Below are 21,976 nucleotides of genomic sequence, written 5' to 3' on the forward strand. Positions count from 1 at the left end.
TGTTATCTAGCTTCTTCTTGTGCGGCCCATTCAAGCGCGCAGGCCTTGCAGAGGTCGCGGATGCGGCCGATATAGGATTGCCGTTCGGCCACCGCGATGGCGCCGCGCGCATCCATCAGGTTGAACAGGTGCGAGGCCTTCAGCACGTGGTCATAGGCCGGCAGTACCAGCTTATAGCCCAGACTGTTTTCGGTATTGAGGATGCGCAGAACGTTGCGCTCCATGTCCTCAAACTGGCGCTTGAGCGTCGCCACATCGGACGCTTCGAAGTTGAAGGCCGAAAACTGGCGCTCCTGCTCCTTGAACACGTCGCCGTACTTCACGCCGTCATTATTGAATTTCAGATCATAAACGTTATCGACGTTCTGAAGATACATGGCCAGACGCTCCAGCCCGTAGGTCAGTTCACCCGACACCACATCGACCTCGATGCCGCCGACGCCCTGGAAATAGGTGTATTGCGTGACTTCCATGCCGTCGCACCACACTTCCCAGCCGAGGCCCCACGCGCCCACAGTCGGGTTTTCCCAGTCGTCTTCAACGAAGCGGATGTCGTGCAGCGCCGTGTCGAGCCCGATGGCTTTCAGCGATCCGAGATACAGCTCCTGAAGAGTGTCGGGGTTCGGCTTCAGGATCACCTGATACTGATAATAGTGTTGAAGGCGGTTGGGGTTTTCGCCATAGCGGCCATCGACCGGACGGCGCGACGGCTGCACATAGGCGGCCTTCCACGGTTTCTTGCCCAGCGCGCGCAGGACGGTGGCCGGATGCAGGGTACCTGCGCCGACTTCGACGTCATAGGGCTGAAGGATCACGCAGCCCTGCTGGCTCCAGTAATGGTGCAGGGTCAGGATAAGGTCCTGAAAGGACAGGGGCTCTTTGGTCATGTTCGAAAATGCCGGACTCCAGAATGGCCGCGAACATAGAGAGGTGCGTCCGGCCAAGCAAGGTTTGCAGGGAAAGAAAACCTGTTCAGACGGCGGAGAATCGCTTTTTCTGTGCGCCTCCCCGCGACTGGGGAGAGCGGGTTAAAGCCAAATGTCCTCTGCCGATAAGCCCACCCTCCGCGACATCCTGCGCGCCCTGAAAACGCCCAATGCCTGGCTGCTGCTGGTGCTGGGCTTTTCGGCGGGCCTGCCCTTTCTGATGACCGGGGCGACACTGGGCTTCTGGATGCGCGAAGAGGGCACAAGCCTGACCGTCATCGGTTATATGGGCTGGATCAGCCTGTTCTACGGCTTCAAGGTCGTGTGGGCCCCGTGGATGGACAAGGTGCGTCTGCCGCTCCTGCACGTGCGGCTGGGGCAAAGACGGTCCTTCATGCTGCTGGCGCAGGGCGGGGTGATCCTCAGCCTGATCGGCATGGCCGCCATCGGCCCCACGGGGAATATCTGGGCCTTCGTCGCCGTGACCCTGCTGCTGGCGCTTTGCGCCGCCTCGCAGGAAATCGCCATCCACGCCTGGCGCATCGAGCAGACCGAGGGACAGGCGCAAGAAGCGCTCAATCCGACGATCTATTCCCTCGGCTATAAGGTCGCGGCCATCGTCTCCGGCTCGCTGATCCTTATTCCCGCAGACCAATTCGGCTGGCCGGCCACGGTAACCGGGCTGGCGGCGCTGATGCTGGTCGGTGTGGCCGCGACGCTGATTGCGCGGCCGTCGCGCGCCGAAGCCCTGACGCCGCCGGTGCCCTACAGCTTCGACACCTATGTCGTCGCACCGTTGAAAAGCTTTTTTCAGGAACATGCGGGACTGGCGTGGTGGGTGCTGGCGACCGTGGCGCTCTACCGCCTGCCCGACTATCTGATCGGGCCGGTGGCCGGGCCGCTTTACAGCGACACTGGCCTCAGCAATGCCGATATCGCCTATGTGCGTTCGACCATCGGACTGGCGGCCTCGTTCGCCGGGGTGGCGCTGGGCGGCGCCTGCCTTCTGTGGCTGGGGGTTGAGCGCGCCTTCTGGCTGGGGGCGGTGACCGGGCCTTTGTCGAATATCTGCTTTGCCCTGATGGCCGCGCATCCCGGCGATGTCACCGTGTTCGGTGGCACGCTGATCATCGACAATATCGCCAATGGCATAGCCGAAACGGCCTTTATCGCCTTTCTGACGCGCCTCACCGTGAAGGAACACACCCTCACCCACTTTGCCCTGATGTATTCGGCGGCCGACCTGACCGGCAAGCTGCTGAAAGGCTTTTCGGGGCAGATCGTCGATGGCCTGACGGCTTCGCACGGCCTGTTCGGGGCCTATCAGATCTTCTTTATCGGCACAGCAGTGGCCGGGCTTCCCGCATTGAGTCTTTGCCTGATCCTGCGGCAGCGTGGCCTCTTCAAGACGGCCTGAGACAGGCGTATACTCACTGTCCCAAAGGCCGCGACACAGGGACGAAGCCATGATCCGCAACACCTTCATCGCCATCGCCGAAGACTCGAAACACCGCATGGGGGTCGAACCGCCCCGCCGTGACGGCCCGCCGACCCTGGCGCGGCTCCATTATGAGCTGTTGTCGGAACATCCCTACGAACTGACGCTGGATGATCTGAACTTTACCGTCCATTGCCTGAAACACGGCCTCGATACAGCGGATCAGCAGGCGCGCGCGGCGTTTCTCTCCAAAGGCCACCCGTGTATGCGCGCCTCGCCCCTGACCAAAACCTATGGCTTCGGGGCGCATTATAATCACGCAGGCAAGATCGCGCTTTATCCTGCGGATTCTATTGCTTATCGGAAGTTTCTCAAAGACCCGGAGGTCCGCGTCGAAAAAGCCATGCGCAGCAAGCGCGCGGTGGAGATGGTTTAAGCCTTCTACACAGATGGCCGCAGTTTAGAAGAAACCACAGATTGCACAGATTTCACAGATATGCGTTCTAGGCTCTGACTGCGGAAGTCGCGCAAACCCCGGCGCGAAGCGCCATCTGTGAAATCTGTGTAATCTGTGGTTCCCAAAACCCGATCCTCCCCACGGCGGGATGAGTGGCGCTAATCGGATGTGCATGTACATCTGTGGATCACTTCAACGTACAGGCCCGAACCCATGCCTTGGGCCAGTCGGCGCGTAGCCGGGCCGCCAGGGTTTCGGCCTCGCTCAAGGTCTTGCACAGGGCAAAACAGGTCGCCCCCGATCCCGACATGCGGGCAAAGCGTGTCTCAGGCTGCGCACGTAAAGACGCCAGCACCTCACCGATCACCGGCACCAGACGGATGGCGGGCGCTTCCAGATCGTTACGGGTGGTAGCGAGGTCGTCGATCAGGTCCTCCGCCCGCCACTGCGTGTCAACAGGGGCAAATTCCGCTGCCGCATCATAGGCTTTGAACACCGCCGGTGTCGGGCACTCGACGCCCGGATTGATCAGCACAGCGGGCAAGGGCGGCACCGTGACCGGCGTCAATCGCTCACCATAACCTTCGGCAATCGACGCCTGAGCCCACAGGCACATCACGCCGTCCGCCCCCGTCTCTGCCGCCATGGCCGACAGGGCGTCGTCAGTCACCTCTGGCGCGCAGGCTTCACGCAACAGATGCAGAACCGTCCCGGCATCAGCGCTGCCGCCGCCTACGCCTGAGGCTAAAGGGAGGTTTTTGGTCAGGTGGAAATCGTGGTTATCCACGCGCACGCCCGTTGCCGCTTCAAACCGCCGCACGGCCTTGAGAACCAGATTGTCCTCGCCCGCGCTTAAACCCTGCCCGAACGGCCCGTCGATGAACAGCCGCCCCTCCCCCGGGGTCAGGCGCACCTCATCGCCATAGTCGGCAAAAACCACCAGACTGCGCAGGGGGTGATAACCCCGGTGATCCGGGGCGGCGACGTGCAGATAGAGATTGACCTTGGCCGGAGCCAGCCGCGACCGCTTCATTTGCGCGTTTTAACCGGTGTCTTGACCGGGGTTTTGGGCTTGGCTGTCACACCCGTCGGCGCCGTTTCGGCCTCGGCCACGGCCTTGACGTCGGGCACCGCGACCGTATCCAGCTTGGCCTGCACGGCGGCCTTCTGCTTGTCGTCGGCCTCCAGAGTCAGGACGCGCGCCCACTGATAGCGCGCTTCGATGGTGCGCCCCAGCTTGTGATAGACGTCGCCCAGATGGTCGGTGATTTCCGGATCGGCGGGTTCGGCGGCGATGGCCTTTTCGATCCATTCCAGCGCCTCGGTATACTGCCCCTGCTGGTAATAGCCCCAGCCGAGCGAGTCCATGATCGCCCCTGAGCGCGGCGTCTTTTCGAGCGCCTTGCGGATCATCGCCATCCCCTCGGTGACGTTCTCCTTGCGCTCGATCAGGCCATAGCCCAACAGGTTGAGCAGTTCGGAACTGTCCGGTTGCAGGGTGAGGCCCTTTTGCGCCGCCGCCTTGGCCTTGTCCCAGTCACCGGCGGCCTGATACAGCACCGCCACGGTGAACCAGGTTTCCCAGCCGAAATCCGCGTCGCCATAGGCGGCCTGATAGGCCTCCATCAGCTTGAGCGCCCCGGCCGTATCGTCCTTTTGCCACAGAAGGCGCGCCCGCTCGACCGTCAGGCCAATGTCCTTCGGGTCGGCGGCGCTCAGTTCGGTAAACAGGGCCTCGGCCCCATCGAGATCGCCGGCTTCCTTGAGGCTCCAGGCAGCGCGCACCTGCGCCTCACGGTAAAAGGGCGAGTCGGGCTCAATCGACGCCCATTCGGTCTGCGCCGCCTGCACGTCCTTCATGCGCATCAGCACCTGCCCGGCCAGAAGCCGCGTGCGGTCAAGCGTCGGCGTGGCAGCCGCGGTTTCCGGGGCGGCGTATTGCGCCAGCCGCAGCGTCGCAAGCGCCATTTCCGACTGCTGCTCCGAGGCATAAAGCGTGCCGGACAGGAACAGGCTGTCGGCCAGAATCAACCGCACATCCGGCGATTTCGGCTTGCGATAGTCTTTGGCATCGAGCCCGTCGAGGCGCTGACGCACCAGCCGGTCCTCAGATACGTTCAGGATATCGGTGTACAGCTTGCGCGCCTCGTCCTTGCGCCCGCGGCCCTCCAGAAACGCCCCGTAATAGGGGCCGAACAGCACACTGGCCGGGCCGGGCTGACAGATGATTTTGAAGATGGCTTCGGCCTCGGCATGACGGCCCTTCATCTCCAGCAAGCGCGCCTGATTGGCGGCCTGAAGAAACAGCACCAGCCGGTCGCGATTCGGCGTCGTCCCGGCGTTCAACTGGCTTTCCAGCGTCGGGTCAATGGCCTTGTCCCACTGACGCGCGGCGGCATAGGATAGCGGCTTGAGCAAAAGCGTGGCGCGGTCGCTGGCACCGGCCTTTTCGGAGGCCTCCACAATGGCCGCGGCGGCCTTGCCCCTGCCCTCGCGGATCAGAGAAATAGCCCGTACCTGCGCCGCCACCGTGCGCGACAAGCGCCCGCCCTTTTCCGGAATATGGCTGCGCGCAAAGCTCATATCGCCGCTGAGGACCGCCGCCAGAAAGGCCCGTTCCCTTAAGGCCGCATTGGCAGGATCAGCGTCCGCCGCCGCCATCAGGGCGCGCGCGGCCGTCTCCGTATCGCCCTGTGCTGCGGCCAGACGCCCGACCAGAAAGTCGCCATAGGCGCTGGAATAGGCCGCATCGGCGGCCATGGCCGGGGAGGTCAGGCACAGGAGGGCGGCAAGGGCGGAAGAGGCAAGAACGGGCTTCATCAGGGGCGTCTCTCGATTACCGGCACAGTGAACGCAGTAAATCCGGCAGGATCAAGTCCTTATCGAAGATCAAACTTACCAAAAAGCCAAATTCTCAAGGGATAAGCCCGTGAATCTCCTCCCTGTTGCGCCGCAATGGGGAGGTGGATGCGAGCCTTGCGAGCAGACGGAGGGGGACAACGCGAAAACAATCAGAGCCTCAGCGCCCTGAAACTCAAACGCCCTCCCCCCAACAGCTTTGCCGCAGGGAGGAGAGACATCACATATTCGGATAGTTGGGGCCGCCGCCGCCTTCGGGTGTGGTCCACACGATGTTCTGCGTCGGGTCCTTGATATCGCAGGTTTTGCAGTGGACGCAGTTCTGGGCGTTGATCTGGAAGCGCGGCTTGCCGTTATCGTCCACCACCTCATAGACCCCGGCCGGGCAGTAGCGCTGCGCCGGTTCGGCATATTTGGGCAGGTTGATGGCGATGGGCACCTCCGGGTCCTTGAGGCGCAGATGGACCGGCTGGTCCTCCTCGTGGTTGGTGTTGGAGATGAAGACCGAAGACAGCTTGTCGAAACTGATCTTGCCATCGGGCTTCGGATAGGTGATCGGCTTGAATTCCGCAGCGGGTTTGAGCGATTGCGCATCGGTCTTGCCGTGCTTCAGCGTGCCCCAGGGCGACCAGCCGCCCGTGAGATTGCCCACCGTCATGTCGAGACCACCGAGCACCATGCCCAGCGTCGTGCCATAGCGGCTGAGCAGGGGTTTAACGTTACGCACGAGCTTCAACTCTTTGGCGATATCCGACGTCTGATAGGCCTTGTCATAGCCTTCCAGCGTCTGCGGCGCGTCGCCGGACGACAGAGCCGTCCACGCCGCATCGGCGGCCAGAATGGCGCTCTTGATGGCGTTGTGGCTGCCCTTGATGCGCGGCACGTTCACGAAACCCGCCGAACAACCGATCAGCACCCCGCCGGGGAAACTCAATCGAGGCACCGACTGATAACCGCCTTCGGTAATGGCCCGCGCCCCGTAGGAGATACGCTGGCCGCCTTCCAGATGCTCACGCACCACAGGGTGCTGCTTGAAGCGCTGGAACTCGTCGAACGGCGACAGATAGGGGTTCTGATAGTTGAGGTGGACGACGAAGCCGATGGACACGTATTCGTCGCCGAAATGGTACATGAAGGAGCCGCCGCCGGTCTTGTCATCCAGCGGCCAGCCCAGCGTGTGCTGGACCAGACCGGGCTTATGCTTCGCCTTCGGAACCTTCCACAACTCCTTGATGCCAATGCCGTATTTCTGGACGTCGCTGTCCTTGTCCAGCTCAAAGCGCTTGATGATCTGCTGCGACAGAGAGCCGCGCACCCCCTCGGCAAAGAAGGTGTAGCGGGCGCGCAGTTCCAGACCGGGCTGATAATCCGCCTTGGGCTGACCTTCGCGGTCGAGCCCGAACACACCGGCCACGACACCGGCCACGGCCCCGGCTTCGTCGTACAGGACTTCGGAACAGGCCATGCCTGGATAGATTTCAACGCCCAGCGCCTCGGCCTGTTCGGCCATCCAGCGCGTCAGATTGCCCAGAGACCCGATATAGCAGCCGTGATTCTTCATATAGGACGGCATGGGCAGGAAGGAGATATCAAGCGCGCCCTGCGGCCCCAGATAGATGAAGCGATCCTCGGTGACGGCCGTTTCCAGCGGTGCGCCCTGCGCCTTCCAGTCGGGAAAGAGCTGCGTCAGGCCCGACGGGTCGATCACCGCGCCGGACAGAATGTGAGCGCCGATCTCCGACCCCTTTTCCAGCAGGGCCACGGACACGTCGCCGCCCTTGGCCTGTGCCGTCTGTTTGAGACGAATGGCCGCCGCCAGCCCTGCCGGGCCGCCGCCTACGATGACGACGTCATATTCCATCGATTCCCGTTCGGGTGCGTCCGCCATGTCCTGTACTCTTCTCTAATATTTCCTGGTGCCGGTTTGATCTTGTGGCACAGTTTCCGTAAAGACTGTAAAGACCCTGCCGATCATTTTTCTCAAAGATGTCTGTTTATGCCGGAGCCACACGCCATCACGGCCCAAGCGATGCGGGAACTGGAAAGCTATCTCAGCTTTCTCAACGACCACGCGCTGGATGACATCTATGATGTTGAGCCTATTAATCGTCTTTTGGCGGAAAATAAATCGCGTTCTGCGATACTCGCCGCGCAAAACGCCCCGGCAACCGTTACCCCCCTGCCGGGCGCGGTGCGCGTCAATGCCTTAAGACCTGAGTCGCTGCGTCATTTCGACCTTGATCTGGCGGTCGCCTCGGCCAACGCTATCGCCCGGAGCGCCGCTACGGTGGAGGCCCTCTACAGCGCCCTTGAGGCCTTCCCCGATCTGCCGCTGCGCTATGAGGGCGGCAAGGGCCTGATCCGCGGGCGCGGCGCACAGAACGGCGAACTACTCATCATCGGCGATGTGCCCGATGCCGATGAGGACGAGGCGCTTTCGGCCTTTCAGGGCAGACCGGGACGTCTGTGCGATGCGGCCCTGTCGGCGCTGGGGCTCAACGAGCGCACCTTACGCCTGCCCGGCCTGTTCTGGCGTCCAGCGGGCGGGCGGCCGGCCACCGACGAAGACATCCGCCTCACCGCCCCCTTCCTGCGCCGCCTGATCGAACTGAGCGCACCGAAAGTCCTCATCCTGTGCGGCGCGACGGCGGTGCGCAGCGTGCTCGATTCCAACGACAGCGTGCAAAAATTGCGCGGCAAGGCGCACGATCTGACCCTTTCGGGCGGTGCCTCCCTGCGGGTTTTCGTCACCTTCCCCCCGGCGCTTCTGCTGCGCCAGCCCCTTGCCAAAAAGGCGTTCTGGAGCGACATCCTTCTGGCCACGGAGGGTCTGGCCTAAGAGCGCAACCCTTAATGGCTTGCCTCGTCATTAAGTTTTGGTTACTGTCCACAGGCGTCCGCACTTTCCCGCGCTGGCCAGGATGCATCGTTTCGTTCGCAAATGGGTTCTTCGAACCGCGTCCGAAGCCTCCCGATTTGGATAAACAACGACGGAGTGTTGCCTTGACCAGACCTGCGAGCCGCGCCCGCTACCGGCATGTCCTGCTGTCCGCCGCCGCGCTTGCTGCCGTCTGCTTCTGTGCGCCCGCCCTCGCCCAAACCCCCGTTTCGACCGGCGACAAGACTGTCGATTCCCTTCTGCGGGCGCCGCAAACCGCCTATCAGGGCGCGGTGCTGCTGGCCGCCTCTACCGCTGAGACGCCGCGCAAGCCCATCGCCTATACCAATCTCAGCAAAGCCGCTCCGAAGGTACCCGCAGCGCTTGATCCCGGCCTGTCGCCGTGGGACGCGCAGCTTTATCAGGCGGCCTTTGATGCGCTGGACAAGGGCGATTTCGCCACCGCCGACGCTTCGATCGAAAAGATCAGCGACAAGAGCCTGATGGGCTATGTCGAATTCAACAAACTGTTCCACCCGGACTACAGCTCGACCTACGAAGAGTTGATGAGCTGGCTGGAGCGCTATCCCGATCACCCGCAGGCCATGCGCGTGTGGAATCTGGCCAAGCGCAAAAAACCTGATGGAGTCGAAGACCCGCCGTTCCCCAAACTGGCCGGGGCGCAGAAACTGTCTTCCAACAGCCTGCTCGACGGACCGCCGCGCAGCGAGGTCAAGGCCGGCACCGCCGGACCCGACTCGGCCCTGACGCCCAAATCGGCGCGGTCGGCCTATAATGACGGCAAGCTGGATCAGGCGCTGAAACTGGGCGTGCAGATCGGTGATCGCTGGGTAGCCGGTCTCGCCGCCTATCGCCTCAAGCGCTATGACGAGGCGCTAAAACACTTCGATTTCATCGTCAACGACCCCAGCCAGAGCGCCTGGAGCCAGTCGGGCGGCGCCTACTGGGCCGGTCGCATGGCGGCGAAGATGGGCCATAAGGGCGACGCCGAGCTTTATTTCAAATACGCCGCCTCCTTCCCCTTTACCTTCTATGGCCTGCTGGCCGAACAGCGTCTGGGGGCCGAACCCGCCGTCATCCGCGCGCAAAAGGGACAGGCTCCGGTCTTTGCCGAAGAAACGCGCGGCGCTTATACGGCCAAGCTCAATGCCGACTTCAACTGGGCCAAAAACGACGCTCAGGCCCGGCGCGTCTCCATGCTGGTGGCCGTAGGCCGCAAGTCTGACGCCCGCACCGAATTGCAAACCGCCATCCAGCGCTCACCGGATCAGCAGACGCGCAGCAACTGGCTGGCTCTGGCCGATGCGCACGATCTGTCGGTATCGCAAATCCGCACCTCGGACCGTCTGTTCGATCCGTCCAACTATACCATCCCGGATTTCGAGCCGAGCGAAGGCTGGCGCATAGACAAGGCGCTGCTGTTCGCCATCGCCAAAAAAGAGAGCAAGTTCAACGCCAGGGCCAAGAGCTATGCCGGGGCCTATGGCCTTTTGCAACTGATGCCGGCCACCGCCTATGTTGTGACGCGCGATTCCAGCCTGATGAGCAATCCGGACAAGCTGCTCGACCCGGCGGTCAATCTTCAGGTCGGTCAGACCTACATGCTGAAGCTGGCGGCGTCGGGTATCAACAGTTCGGATCTGTTCCGCGTGGTGGCTTCCTACAATTCCGGCGAGAAGTGGGTGCAGGACGCCATGCGTTCGCTGGGCGATGAGGCCGACTCGCTGCTGGTGATGGAATCGATCCCGGTGGCCCAGACGCGGCAATATGTCGAAGAGGTCGTTGCCTCCTACTGGATCTATCGTCAGATCATGGGCAAGCCGTCAAAGACTCTGGCGCTGGCCGCGTCTGACGCCAAGATCGTCGATATTCTGGCCGATAAGTAGCTTCGCATTTAACGCCGAAGCCAGTTTGACCTCAAAAATCAGGTCCGATTTGGCGATATGCTCAGTAACCACAGGTTACACAGATTTCACAGATTGGCGCTTCGCGCCGTTAAGCGTGCGGTTCTATGATCCGCCTCATTGAAACGTCGCTATCTGTGAAATCTGTGTAATCTGTGGTTTATCTACGCCTTTTTCACCGGCGGCTTGGGCGGGAAGCCCAGCAGGTACAGCACAAAGCCGCCCGCCTTACCGAACAGCGACAGGTACCAGCTCCCCTTGCGGAAGCGCTCGCCATTGGTGGTCAGCGATACCGGAATGGGCCGCAGGCGCGCCCGGCCCAGCGCGAGGTCGATGCTCAGGTCTTCAAACGCCACCTGATCCTTATAGCCGCCCACAGCGTCATAAAGGGCGCGCGACAGGAACAGGCCGTGGTCGCCCGACGGGATGGCCAGCCAGCGGGAATTGAAGGCCACCACCTCAGCCCAGAAGCTGGCGAACCACGACGGATCGTCAAAAGCCAGTCGAAAATAGCCGGCGCGCAGCGGAAAATGCTTCATGTGGTCGCGCACATGGTCCATCCAGCCGTCGCCCAAGAGCGAGTCGGCGTGCAGGATCATCAGCCAGTCGCCCTTGGCCGCCTTACACCCCTGCCACAGTTGCAGACCGCGGCTGGCATCGGCGTGCAGCACGGTACAGCCCGTGGATTCGGCGATTTCCAGCGTCGCGTCTTCCGAGCCACCATCGACGATGATCACTTCCTTGATCAGGCCTTCGACCACCGCCGGAACCAGAGCGCCCAGGGTGCGCACCAGTGTGGCTTCGGCATTGAGGGTGGGGATGACGACAGAGATCAAGGCAGTTACCGCGAAAAGACGCCGACCAGCTCGACATGGCCGGACCACAGGAATTGATCTATAGGCGTCACCCGATCCAGTTGAAAGCCCGACTCGGTCAAAATTTTGGCGTCGCGGGCGAAGGTCTGCACGTTACAACTCACGCCGACGACGCGCGCCACTTGTGAGCGGGCGATCTGCTGCGCCTGCGCCTCGGCCCCGGCGCGCGGCGGGTCGAAGACCACGGCGTCCCAGCCGGCCATTTCCTCGGCCACCACCGGCGCGCGGAACAGGTCGCGCGCTTCGACCGTGATCGGTTTCAGACCCGGTGCACGGCCAATGGCGGCCTTGAGTGCCCGCACTGCCCCCCCGGCCCCGTCAGCGGCATAGACCGACGCCGCTTCGGCCAGCGGAAAGGTAAAGGTGCCCGCCCCGCAAAACAGGTCCGCCACGCGTTTGGCCCCTGCCACCGCGTCCTTGACCAGCGCCACCATATTGGCCTCGGACGTCGCGGAGGCCTGCAAGAACGAACCGGTGGGCAAGTCCACCGTGGCGCGGCCGAAGCGCACGCTGGGCAGATGCGACTGATAGAGGATGTCATCGGCCATCGAAATACGCGCCAGACGGATATCCGATGACTGCGCGATCAGGGCGATCTCCTTGCGCGCCTGCGCACTCAGACCGCCGCTTTTGCTGCGCTCGATCCCGCGCACATCGACGTCGAGCCCGGTATCTGAGACGGTCACCGACAGGATGGGGGCGGATTTCGGATGCTCAAACAGGTGAGACGCGATTTCTGTCAGCACAGGTAGGGCCGCAATCAGGGCCGGATCGGCCACCGGACAGACCTCGATCTTCACCTGATCCCAGGAGCGCCGCCGCTTGTAACCCAGCTCGGTACGTACCGTCTTGCCCTGACGATATTGCTTGGCGTGCAGACCGACACGACGGCGCGTGGCGGGCGGCGTGGTCAGAATGGGCGCGATTTCGGTCTCCAGCCCCGCCCGGCGCAGCACAGTTTCGACATTGGCGCGCTTCCAGTCGCTATAGGCCGCCCTCTCCCAATGTTGCAGGCTGCAACCGCCGCACTGACTGAAATGCGGACAGACCGGGGCAACGCGCTGAGGGGACGGCGTCACCACCTCGATCAGGCGGGCATGGCCGTCCCTGGGCGCGGAAGCCCGCACGGTCTCACCGGGCAGGGTCAGGGGCACGAACACGCCGTCCGCCGTCACACCGTCGCCCTGAAAGCCGACTTTTTCGATGGTAAGGGTCACATCACTCATGGGCGGCTAATAAAGGAGTTGGGGTTCAAAGCTGAACAAAAATTTTGAAAAAAGTTATGCGTCAACACAGGCCGCCCTCCCGACTTCAAGCGCAATAGGGGCCATTATGCACTGATATTTCAAATATTTTCGGAAAATTCCAGCCCGTACAGCCCGCAAAAGAAAATGCCAAGATGAACGAAGATGAACAGGGTTCTCAAAAACCGTTCAGGTTGGAGGGCCTATAAAGGTCCTCATCAACGACGGGCTGTCCCGCCGCGGAATGGAAATAAACCCGAAAGGAAACCCACCATGACCAAGTTCAACACCACGAAAAAGATCGTCCTGTCGGCCGTGGCCTCGGCCATGGTTCTGAGCGCCGGTCTGGCCGGTACCGCCTCGGCCTATGACCGCTACGACCGTTACGATCGCCGCGGCTATTCGGAAGCCTGCGCCGAGCGCAAGACGAATAACAAGACCAATGGCGCGGTTCTGGGCGCCGTTGCCGGTGCCGCCGTCGGTAACGGCGTCTCGGCCCGCAACTCGCGCACCGAAGGGACTATCCTGGGTGCCGTCGTCGGCGGCCTGATCGGGGCCAAGGTCGGTTCGGACAATACCCAGTGCCAGTACTACGGCAGCCGCGACCGTTACGATGACCGCTATGACCGCCGCGACCGCTATGACGACCGTTACGACCGTCATGACCGCTACGATCGTTACGATCGCTATGACCGTCGTGATCGCTACTAACCCCCCCATTCCCTGAGTTCAGAGGATATCCAGGCCCACTGACGCCCTGCACCTCTCCCCCTTGGTGCAGGGCGCTTTTTTTAGTTTGTGCCTTTTTTCTGGTTCCAGGCGAAGGCCTTGGCCCCCCAGTAGTTCCACACGCCGCTGAGCAGCGCCGCCGACACCCCGGCTGCGAACCAGTGGATACCGAAATAGTCCTTCAGCAGGATCGCCACCCCGAGGCTGAGCAGCGCCCCGATCGAACAGGCGAAGTAGAAGCCCAGCAGACCGGTAAGCATCGGCCAGCCTTTCAGGCGCTTGTCGCGGAAGGTCAGGACGTTGTTGATGTAGAAGTTCCACGTCATCGACAGCCAGATGGCCAGACCGTAATTGATGATGTCGTCGTAGCGCACCTGATAGCGATAAAGCGGCAGCCCCCCATCAACGCGCAGCAGCGAATGGCTGAGCGCCAGAACCAGCGCATAGACGAAGGCTCCCGAGACACCGACCAGACCGAACAGCACAAAGCGCGCCGAGATGATGCCGTTGGTCGCCTTTTCAACCAGCAGCGCGCCGAGGTCGAGCACGACGCGGATATCGAGCTTGGACTCGCCGCCCTGACGCTGACGCAAAGACGCCTTCACCTCGCCGAAGCGCGGGCGCACCTTGGTTGAGGCCACCAGATCGACCAGAATCTTGAAACCGACGCCGGTCAGGTTCGGGCGCGCGGTTTCGTACCAGTCGCGCGTCATCATAAAGCAGCCGCTCATCGGGTCGGTCAGGGGTGCTTTCAGCACCAGACCGGTGGCCAGCGTTGCCGCCTTGGAGCCCAGATCCCGGATAAAGCTCAGGCCCGTATCCGTCTTGCCGATATAGCGCGAGGCGCAAACAAGGTCCTTGTCGCCTTTGAGGATCATGTCCGCCAGGGCGCGGATGGCCACGGGATCGTGCTGGCCGTCGCCGTCCATAATGCCCAGCACGCGCCCGCGCGCTATGTCCCAGCCCTTGATGGCCGCCGACGACAGGCCACGCTCGCCCTTACGCACAAACAGGCGCACACGCGGGTCGGCCTTGCCCAGATCGGTGACTTCCGCCGCCGTATTGTCCTTCGAATCGTCATCGACCACGACGATTTCGAAATGGATGCCGTTCAGGTGTCCGGCAATCTCGGTGATCACGCTGCGGATGGCCGCGCCTTCGTTCAGCGTGCAGATGATGAGGCTGAGATCGGGCGCGGTAACGTCCGGGGCTTTGTCAGCGGCAAAATTTGCGTCTGGCAAAAACAACTCCTGAAACTTATGGTGCAGGCCTGTGGCCATCTGGGTCGCGGTATATAACAAACTTTTGATTTGGCATAGCGGCATCACAATGGCGCGACGCCGAAGCGGCCTTAAGCGGAGGCCGCGGGGCTGTGTTGAGGTGTGGATGAAACGGTTTCCCCCGGCGGTGCGTAGAGGGCTGATTGTCTTGGTGTTTTTTCTGCCCCTGCTGTCTGGCGTTCTGGGTAAGATCGCCAAATCCCACGCCTGGTTCGGCGACTATCGCGCCGTGGCCTGCGGCGCGCAAAAGGTCATCGACGGCGGCGCGCTGTACGATCTAAACCTCCAATGCGACGCGCTGGAGGGCACGACAGCGGTCTATGTCTATCTGCCCGTCGTCGCAGAAACCTTTGCCGTCGTGATTCGCCTGATCGGTCAGGACGGCCTGATCTGGCTCTATGGCGCGCTCTATGTCCTCAGTCTGGCGATATTGCTCGGGGTGACCTACGCGCCTCGGCTCAAAACGGGCGAAGGACCTCATCCCACCCTGCTCGACAAAATTCCCTTTGCCGCCTTCCTGACCGGCAGCGCGGTGGTGTGGGGCAATATCGCCGTCCTGTGCCACGCCGCCGTGCTGGGCTCAGCGCTGGTCGCCAAGCGCTATCCGTGGCTGTTCGCTGCCGTGGTCGCCGTGTGCGGCGTCATCAAGCCGGTCTTCCTCACCTATCTTCTGGTGCTGCTGTTTATCGACCTACCCCTATGGAAGCGTCTCGGCTGGTCCGCCCTCGCCGCCATCGCCGGGCTTTTGCCGACCGTCCTGTTTGCGACTGACGGCTCGGCCCTGTCGCAAAGCTGGCGCGCCACCCTGTCGGGGTTTGTCTATACGACCACGCCGGGCGAAAGTTTTTACGGCTGGCTGGGCCTCGTGGGCCTGCGCGGCGACAGTGTGGGGGCCAATCTGGGCTGGCTGGTCTTTGCGGGCCTGATGGCCCTGAGCGGCCTTGCCATCGCCGAAGGGCTGAAACTCGACACCCGCGCCCGCATCTGGCTGGGCCTCAGTCTTGGCGTCCTGACCATTCCACGCCTGATGTCGCAGGACGTGTTTCTGATCGGCGTCGGTCTGGCCTATATCGCCTTGTATAGCCCCACCCTGACCGCCGTCTCCAAACCCTTGCGCGTCCTGAAGGATCGCGGCCGCACGATTCTCACCGTCATCTGCGTCTTTTGCCTGATCGGCGGCGCGGCGGAACTTGGCGATTTCACCATGCGCATCAGCACGTTACTTTTAAGTCTTTACGTTCTGGCTGTGGGGACCCTGACCTTTGCCCAGCGCCGCGACGCCATCCTGACCGCTCTCCTGTTCCGAAAGTCTGCCCGTGTCCCTGACTGAATTTTTCCGCAAGCCCCGTCCCGACGCCCTGACGTGGTTGCAGGCGCACACGCAGAAAAAATCCACGCGCTTCTGGTTCCTCTTCCTGATCAGCTTTTCGGTGGTCAGCCACCTGCTGGGCCGTCTGGTCAAGGGCAAGTGGTGGATGAACGATTTTGACGCACTGATCTGCGGGGCCGACTATATGCGGCGCGGCCTCTCGCCCTATGTGCATGAGCCGATGTGCGAGGGGCTGAAGGCGGCCCCCTATGTCTATGCGCCGCAAATCGGGGCCTTTCTGCGCCCGGTCATAGAAGTGACGGGGCTGACCGGGGCGCGCTGGCTCTATGCGCCGTTTCTGATTGCCGCCCTGCTGGTCATTGCGTGGTACGGCCTGAAACGCAGCTTCCCCAACCTGCCGCTGCATATCCGCCTGCTGGGCTATACCATCGTCTCCGGCTCAGCGGTATCCTGCGGCAATATCGCCGTCATCTGCCACGCCGCCGCCATCGGCACAGCCCTGATGATCCGCCGCACCCGCCTGCCCTTCCTGCTGGTCGTGCTGGTGTCGTCGATCATCAAGCCGGTCTTCCTGACCTATCTGATCGTGCTGATGTACGATGCAAGGCCCCTGCGCTCGCGGCTTGTGTGGTCCGCCGCCGGGGCCGCCATTGGTATCGGTCTCTATGTGTGGATTGGCCGCACCGCCGGGCCGCTGTATGAGGTCTGGCAAAAGATCATCTACGACATCACCCTGATCGAGCAGCCGGGCTATACCTTTCTCGCCTGGGCCGAATGGATCGGGTTGCGCGCCGATCATCCCGCCACCCTGATCGCCTTTGCCGTCTATTTCCCGATCATGGCGCTGGCCGGGCTTCTGCTCTGTGATCTCGGTAAGCTCAGTCTCGACACGCGCCTCCTGATCGGATTGGGGATGGCGCAACTGATCAATCCGCGCATGATGTCCTACGACATGCTGTTCCTGCCCACCATGCTGGCGGCGGTCGTTATGGTGGCGCGCGATTACGGCGAGCGCATCTTTTCTCCGGTATCATGGACCTTTTTGTGGATCGGCGTCGCGGGCTTTTTCATGGCCGTCCTGCCCATCAAGGACTTCAAGCCCGCCGACATCATGTCCCCGGCCTTTGTCGCCCTTGTCCTGTGGGTCAGCCTGATCGTGATCCGGCAAAACAAGGATATCATCCGGCAGACCCTGAAAAATCCCAAGCCTTTTATGGGTGCTATTTTACAGGGACGCCTGTAGGCCCGGACACCAAAAAGGACCGGAAACGACATCATTGCCCGGTTTTTGCCACGACTGCGAACCGCCGGACACAGAGTGTCCTTAGTTTCATCCACATGAGCAGCGACCTGTCTTTTCTTTCGATACAGGGAGAAAAGATATGGCCCCCAGTGCCCGCCTGACGCACCTGCCCCCGCTGTGGTGGGGCGCTTTATGCTCGCTTCCGGTTTTGGGGGGACTGGCCGGGCGTTTTGTGCGGGGCACGCCGGGCTTTGAGGACTTCGATGCCGTCACCTGCGCGGGCCTGACCCTGCTGAAAGGCGGCAACCCTTACGACCTCACCCCGGCCTGTGCAGGGTTGAAAAGCGCAACCTTTGTCTATGCGCCGCCGGTCGTCGAAGGCGTGGCCTTTGTGATCGCGCATCTGGGGGCCGACGGATATCGGCTGCTGTTCGGTGGCCTGTGGCTGCTGGCGCTCTGCGGGCTGAGCGTCTATGCCGTCAAATTCGCCCTGCCGGAGGTCGATATCCGGCTGAAACTGCCCCTGCTGGCCCTGTTTACTGGCGGCTGCATCGCCTGCGGCAATATCGCCCTCCTGCTGCATGGGGTGGTGCTATTGGGGGCGCTCAGTCTGCCGCGACGGGTGTGGCCGTTTCTGCTGGCCGTCACCGTCGTCAGCCTGATCAAGCCGGTTCTCCTGACCTATCTGATCGTTCTGGCTTATATGGACCGGCCCGTGCGCTGGCGCCTGGGGTGGACAGCGGCGGGCGTCGTGGCGGGCCTGAGCCTCAGCCTGTGGGTGCTGCACAGCCCTTCGTCGCTCACGCCGCTGTGGAAAGATACCCTGTCGCAGGTGGTGCTCAGCGACCAGACGGGCATCAGCTATTTCGGCTGGCTGCATGGGTGGGGCATAGACAGCACCTCGCCGGTCGCCCTGTCGCTTCTGCCTGTGGTGATGGGGACGCTGGCCCTGTCGGGGCTGGCTCTGGCGGAACTGGGTCAGCTCAGCCGAAAGGAACGGCTGGTTCTGGGGCTGGGGCTAGCGCAGGTACTCAATCCGCGCCTGATGGATTACGACCTGCTGCTGGTGGTGCCCTTTGGCGCGCTGCTGGCGCATCTGGTCGCGCGGCAGGGCGGCCGCTGGGCCCGCGTCAGCACGTGGGGGCTGATCGGCCTGACCGGGAGCATATTGGTGCTGAATGAGATCGAGCAGCGCGCCATCCTGCCCGTGCCCCTGACCCTGCACCTGATCAGCCTTGTAACCGTCGCGCTGGCCGGCACGCTGGCCTTTCAACAGCGGGCACAGGTGGTGCGTGCCGTGGCGCGCCGCCTGCCACTGCGGAGCAGACGTCTGCCGCCCCTGCCCGCAGCGGAATGAAAAAAGCCCCGGCGTAGACCGGGGCTTTGGGTTACAGGGCCGCTTTCAGCCGTTCCAGCGCCGCCGACAGGCGGGCCTTGCCGTCCTCGGCGTCTTTCAGGCGTTCCTGATTCTCGGTGATCACCTCTTCCGGGGCCTTTTTGACGAATTCCGGGTTGTCGAGCTTGCGCCTGGTCCCGTCGATCGTCTTGTCAAAGGCGGCGATGTCCTTGGCCAGTCGCGCCGCCTCGGCCTTCAGGTCGATGAATTCGGCCACGCTGAGGTTGCCGGTCGCCTCGGCGATCACGAAGGGCACCGAGCCCACCGGTGCCGTTTCGCCCACGCCGACCTCGCCCAGACGCCCCAAGAAGAGGATCAGGTCGCGGTGCGTGCTCAGCCAGCCCTGCGTCTGCCCCCCGGCCCCGGTGAGGGTCAGCGGCACCTTGGCCGAGCCCGGCACGTTCATTTCCGAACGCACACTGCGCACTTCTGAAATCAGGTCGATCAGCCAGTTAATCTCGGTATCCGCCGCGGCATCAATGGCCGCCGCGTCATAGACCGGCCACTGTTCGACGATCAGTAAATTAGCGCGGCCATCGGTCGCCGCCCACAGTTTTTCGGTGATGAAGGGCATGACCGGATGCAGCAGGATCAGGCACTGATCCAGCACCCACGCCGTCATGGCGCGGATTTCAGCCTTGGCCTCGGCATCGTCGCCATTGAGGATAGGCTTCGACAGTTCGACATACCAGTCGCAGACGACGTTCCACACGAATTTATACAGGGCATTGGCCGCGTCATCGAAGGCGCAGGCTTCCAGCGCCTCGGTGACGATCTTCACCGTCTTGTGCGTCTCGCCGCGGATCCAGCGGCTGAGCGTCAGCTTGACCGCCGACGGGTCGAAGCCGGCCACCGCCGCGCACTCGTTCATCTGGGCAAAGCGGTGGGCGTTCCATAGCTTGGTGCCGAAATTGCGATAACCTTCAATGCGTTGTTTGGCCAGCTTGATGTCCCGGCCCTGCCCCGACATGGCGGTCAGGGTAAAGCGCAGGGCGTCGGCACCGAATTCGTCGATCAGGACCAGCGGGTCCATCACATTGCCCTTCGACTTCGACATCTTCTGGCCCTTCTCGTCGCGGACAAGGGCGTTGATAAAGACGCGCTGGAAGGGGGCCTTGCCGGTAAAGTGCAGGCCCATCATCATCATGCGGGCGACCCAGAAGAAGATGATGTCGAACCCGGTGACCAGCGTGTGCGTGGGGTAGAAGCGCTCCAGATCGCGCGTCTGTTCCGGCCAGCCCATGGTCGAAAACGGCCACAGGGCCGAGGAGAACCAGGTGTCGAGGACGTCTTCGTCTTGAGTCAGTTCAACCGCTTTGCCGTAATGCGCTTCAGCGGCGGCGTACGCCTCTGCATCTGACATTTCGACAAAGCACTGGCCGTCCGGACCAAACCACGCCGGGATGCGGTGGCCCCACCAGAGCTGGCGCGAAATGCACCACGGCTCGATATTGCGCAGCCATTCGAAATAGGTCTTTTCCCAGTTCTTCGGCTCAAACACCGTGCGGCCGTCTTCGACGGCGGCCAGCGCCTCCTTGGCCAGCTCAGCGGCATTGACGTACCACTGATCGGTCAGGAAGGGCTCGATCACCACGCCCGACCGGTCGCCGTGCGGCACCATGTGTTTGGTCTTTTCGATGGCTTTCAGCCAGCCCTCTTCCTCGGCGCGGGCGATGATCGCCTTGCGCGCCGCGAAACGGTCCTGACCGCGATAGGATTCGGGTACCTCGTCATTGAGGGTGGCGAACGGCGTCAGAATATTGATCAGCGGCAGGTTATGCCGCTTGCCGACCTGAAAATCGTTGAAATCGTGCGCCGGGGTGATCTTCACCGCGCCGGAGCCCTTGGTCGGGTCGGCATAGTCGTCACCGACGATAGGGATGCGACGCCCGGTGATCGGCAGGATGACGTCCTTGCCGATCAGGGCCTGATAGCGTTCATCGTCCGGATGCACGGCCACGGCGGTGTCGCCCAGCATCGTTTCCGGGCGGGTAGTCGCCACGACGATATAGTCACGGGTCTCAAGGGTGTCATTGCCCTCTTCGTCCTTGACCGGATACTCAAACGTCACGCCGTCCGCCAGCTTATAGGCAAAGTGCCAGTAGTGGCCATCGACCTCCTTCTGCTCGACCTCAAGGTCGGAGATGGCGGTCTGGAAATGCGGGTCCCAGTTGACCAGACGCTTGTCGCGGTAGATCAGGTCCTCTTTATAAAGCTGCACGAAGACCTTGCGCACGGCGGCCGACAGGCCCTCATCCAGCGTGAAGCGCTCGCGCGACCAGTCGCACGACGCCCCCAGACGGCGCAACTGGCCCTGAATAGTGCCGCTGCTTTCGGCCTTCCACTGCCACACCTTTTCGACAAAGGCGTCACGGCCCATATCGCGGCGACCGACATTGCCGGCGGCGGCCAGTTGACGCTCGACCACCATCTGCGTGGCGATGCCCGCGTGGTCGGTGCCGGGCAGCCACAGGGCCGCCTTGCCGCGCATCCGCTCAAAGCGCGTCAGCACGTCCTGAAGCGTGTTGTTTAGGGCATGGCCGATGTGCAGGCTGCCCGTCACATTGGGCGGCGGGATGACGATGGAAAAGGGTACGGCGCCTTCGTCCTCGCTCGGCTTGAACGCACCGGACGTTTCCCACATCTCATAGAGGCGCGGTTCAACGGTTTTGGGGTCGAAGGTCTTTTCCAGCATGGTCTTTTCGATAAATTCGGCAGAAACAACAAGAGCGGCGTCCTTAACATAGGACACCGCTCTGGTAACAGGTAAAAAAGCGTTTTGCGCTTAACGGCGCGGCTATCTGCGCGCCTGGCGGGCGAGACGTTCCACTTCCTCACGCACCGCGGTTTCAACGATGCCCGGCAGATTGCCGTCCAGCCAGTTTTGCAGCATCGGGCGCAGAATTTCGGTCAGCAGGTCTTCGATGGTGCGACCTTCGCGCGGCAGCAGGCTGGCGCTGGTCAGTTGACCAAAGGCCGACACCGCGCTCTGAACGGTGCGCTCGGACACCAGATGCGAAGTCGTGTCGTAATCGACGCGCGGCGCGGGTCTGGGGGCCGGTGCCGGGGCGGCCGCCGCGACGACGGGTTCCGGATCGAAGGCATCAATATCGCCGATGGACAGAGCCGGCTTATGGGCCGCGACGGGCGTCGTCAGCTCCAGCACATCCTCTTCCTCGACTTCCATTTCCGGCTCGTCTTCCGGTTCCGGCTCCGCCTCAAAGCTGACTTCGTGCTCAGGCGCGGCCGCCGCAACTTCGGGCTCCGGCGCAGGCTTGGCCTTGTCTTCCGGCGCATCGTCCTCGGAAATGATCCGGCGGATCGAGGCGAGGATTTCCTCCATCGTGGGTTCGTGGGCGGTTTCGGACATGTCGGTGAATCACTCGAAAGGGATAA

Annotated in this window: 17 protein-coding genes; 8 read left to right on the forward strand and 9 right to left on the reverse strand. The window is 62.4% G+C overall.

What is annotated here, in order from left to right:
* Positions 1 to 2: 2 nt before the first annotated feature.
* On the reverse strand, positions 3 to 887 hold the full coding sequence (locus tag AACH73_RS15960; protein WP_272741918.1) for a glycine--tRNA ligase subunit alpha: 885 nt from the start codon (positions 885 to 887) through the stop codon (positions 3 to 5).
* Between the two features lie 151 nt (positions 888 to 1,038).
* Here AACH73_RS15960 and AACH73_RS15965 point away from each other — a divergent pair, with 151 nt between their 5' ends.
* Complete coding sequence (locus tag AACH73_RS15965) at positions 1,039 to 2,343, forward strand: MFS transporter (protein ID WP_338735855.1); 1,305 nt, start codon at positions 1,039 to 1,041, stop codon at positions 2,341 to 2,343.
* A gap of 49 nt (positions 2,344 to 2,392) precedes the next feature.
* Entirely contained in the window at positions 2,393 to 2,800 is a 408-nt protein-coding gene (locus AACH73_RS15970; protein WP_272741916.1) for a DUF6157 family protein, read from the forward strand.
* Between the two features lie 208 nt (positions 2,801 to 3,008).
* Here the strand turns inward: AACH73_RS15970 and AACH73_RS15975 are convergent, their stop codons facing one another.
* From AACH73_RS15975 to AACH73_RS15985, 3 genes are all read right to left on the reverse strand, one after another.
* Complete coding sequence (locus AACH73_RS15975) at positions 3,009 to 3,854, reverse strand: 4-(cytidine 5'-diphospho)-2-C-methyl-D-erythritol kinase (RefSeq protein ID WP_272741915.1); 846 nt, start codon at positions 3,852 to 3,854, stop codon at positions 3,009 to 3,011.
* Entirely contained in the window at positions 3,851 to 5,641 is a 1,791-nt protein-coding gene (locus AACH73_RS15980) for a tetratricopeptide repeat protein (RefSeq protein WP_338735856.1), read from the reverse strand. Before AACH73_RS15980 ends, AACH73_RS15975 begins: the two co-directional genes overlap by 4 nt.
* 259 nt (positions 5,642 to 5,900) lie before the next feature.
* Positions 5,901 to 7,568, reverse strand: a complete 1,668-nt coding sequence (locus AACH73_RS15985) for an electron transfer flavoprotein-ubiquinone oxidoreductase (RefSeq protein WP_338735857.1) — start codon at positions 7,566 to 7,568, stop codon at positions 5,901 to 5,903.
* Positions 7,569 to 7,676: 108 nt separating this feature from the next.
* Here AACH73_RS15985 and AACH73_RS15990 point away from each other — a divergent pair, with 108 nt between their 5' ends.
* Together AACH73_RS15990 and AACH73_RS15995 are read left to right on the forward strand one after the other, a co-directional pair.
* On the forward strand, positions 7,677 to 8,519 hold the full coding sequence (locus AACH73_RS15990) for a uracil-DNA glycosylase (RefSeq protein ID WP_338735858.1): 843 nt from the start codon (positions 7,677 to 7,679) through the stop codon (positions 8,517 to 8,519).
* Between the two features lie 164 nt (positions 8,520 to 8,683).
* The gene (locus AACH73_RS15995) at positions 8,684 to 10,465 is read left to right on the forward strand and encodes a transglycosylase SLT domain-containing protein (protein ID WP_338735859.1); all 1,782 of its coding nucleotides are present in this window, start codon (positions 8,684 to 8,686) and stop codon (positions 10,463 to 10,465) included.
* A gap of 182 nt (positions 10,466 to 10,647) precedes the next feature.
* Here AACH73_RS15995 and AACH73_RS16000 read toward each other — a convergent pair whose 3' ends face one another.
* Both AACH73_RS16000 and AACH73_RS16005 read right to left on the reverse strand, forming a co-directional pair.
* Positions 10,648 to 11,319, reverse strand: a complete 672-nt coding sequence (locus tag AACH73_RS16000; protein ID WP_272741910.1) for a glycosyltransferase — start codon at positions 11,317 to 11,319, stop codon at positions 10,648 to 10,650.
* 5 nt (positions 11,320 to 11,324) lie between these two features.
* Positions 11,325 to 12,584: a class I SAM-dependent RNA methyltransferase gene (locus AACH73_RS16005; RefSeq protein WP_338735860.1), complete on the reverse strand. Its 1,260-nt coding sequence runs from the start codon at positions 12,582 to 12,584 to the stop codon at positions 11,325 to 11,327.
* A gap of 291 nt (positions 12,585 to 12,875) precedes the next feature.
* On the opposite strand from AACH73_RS16005, the gene AACH73_RS16010 reads away from it, so the two are divergent.
* Positions 12,876 to 13,313 carry a glycine zipper 2TM domain-containing protein gene (locus tag AACH73_RS16010; protein ID WP_272741908.1) on the forward strand — a complete coding sequence of 146 codons (438 nt, stop codon included), beginning with the start codon at positions 12,876 to 12,878 and terminating at the stop codon, positions 13,311 to 13,313.
* 80 nt (positions 13,314 to 13,393) lie between these two features.
* Here the strand turns inward: AACH73_RS16010 and AACH73_RS16015 are convergent, their stop codons facing one another.
* Positions 13,394 to 14,572: a glycosyltransferase gene (locus tag AACH73_RS16015; RefSeq protein ID WP_272741907.1), complete on the reverse strand. Its 1,179-nt coding sequence runs from the start codon at positions 14,570 to 14,572 to the stop codon at positions 13,394 to 13,396.
* A gap of 145 nt (positions 14,573 to 14,717) precedes the next feature.
* Between AACH73_RS16015 and AACH73_RS16020 the strand changes: the two genes are divergently transcribed.
* The 3 genes from AACH73_RS16020 (at position 14,718) to AACH73_RS16030 (ending at position 18,541) form a co-directional block, all read left to right on the forward strand.
* Positions 14,718 to 15,941: a hypothetical protein gene (locus tag AACH73_RS16020; protein WP_338735861.1), complete on the forward strand. Its 1,224-nt coding sequence runs from the start codon at positions 14,718 to 14,720 to the stop codon at positions 15,939 to 15,941.
* Entirely contained in the window at positions 15,928 to 17,184 is a 1,257-nt protein-coding gene (locus AACH73_RS16025; RefSeq protein WP_272741905.1) for a hypothetical protein, read from the forward strand. The genes AACH73_RS16020 and AACH73_RS16025 overlap by 14 nt, the downstream gene beginning before the upstream one ends.
* A gap of 139 nt (positions 17,185 to 17,323) precedes the next feature.
* Positions 17,324 to 18,541, forward strand: a complete 1,218-nt coding sequence (locus AACH73_RS16030; protein WP_338735862.1) for a hypothetical protein — start codon at positions 17,324 to 17,326, stop codon at positions 18,539 to 18,541.
* 31 nt (positions 18,542 to 18,572) lie between these two features.
* On the opposite strand, the gene AACH73_RS16035 is transcribed toward AACH73_RS16030, so the two are convergent.
* Both AACH73_RS16035 and AACH73_RS16040 read right to left on the reverse strand, forming a co-directional pair.
* A complete protein-coding gene (locus AACH73_RS16035) occupies positions 18,573 to 21,275 on the reverse strand; it encodes a valine--tRNA ligase (RefSeq protein WP_338736360.1) in 2,703 nt (900 codons plus the stop codon).
* 102 nt (positions 21,276 to 21,377) lie between these two features.
* Entirely contained in the window at positions 21,378 to 21,950 is a 573-nt protein-coding gene (locus AACH73_RS16040; protein ID WP_272741903.1) for a DUF2497 domain-containing protein, read from the reverse strand.
* Positions 21,951 to 21,976: the final 26 nt, after the last annotated feature.

This window comes from Asticcacaulis sp. DW145, assembly GCF_037101385.1.
GTDB classification, from domain to species: domain Bacteria; phylum Pseudomonadota; class Alphaproteobacteria; order Caulobacterales; family Caulobacteraceae; genus Asticcacaulis; species Asticcacaulis currens.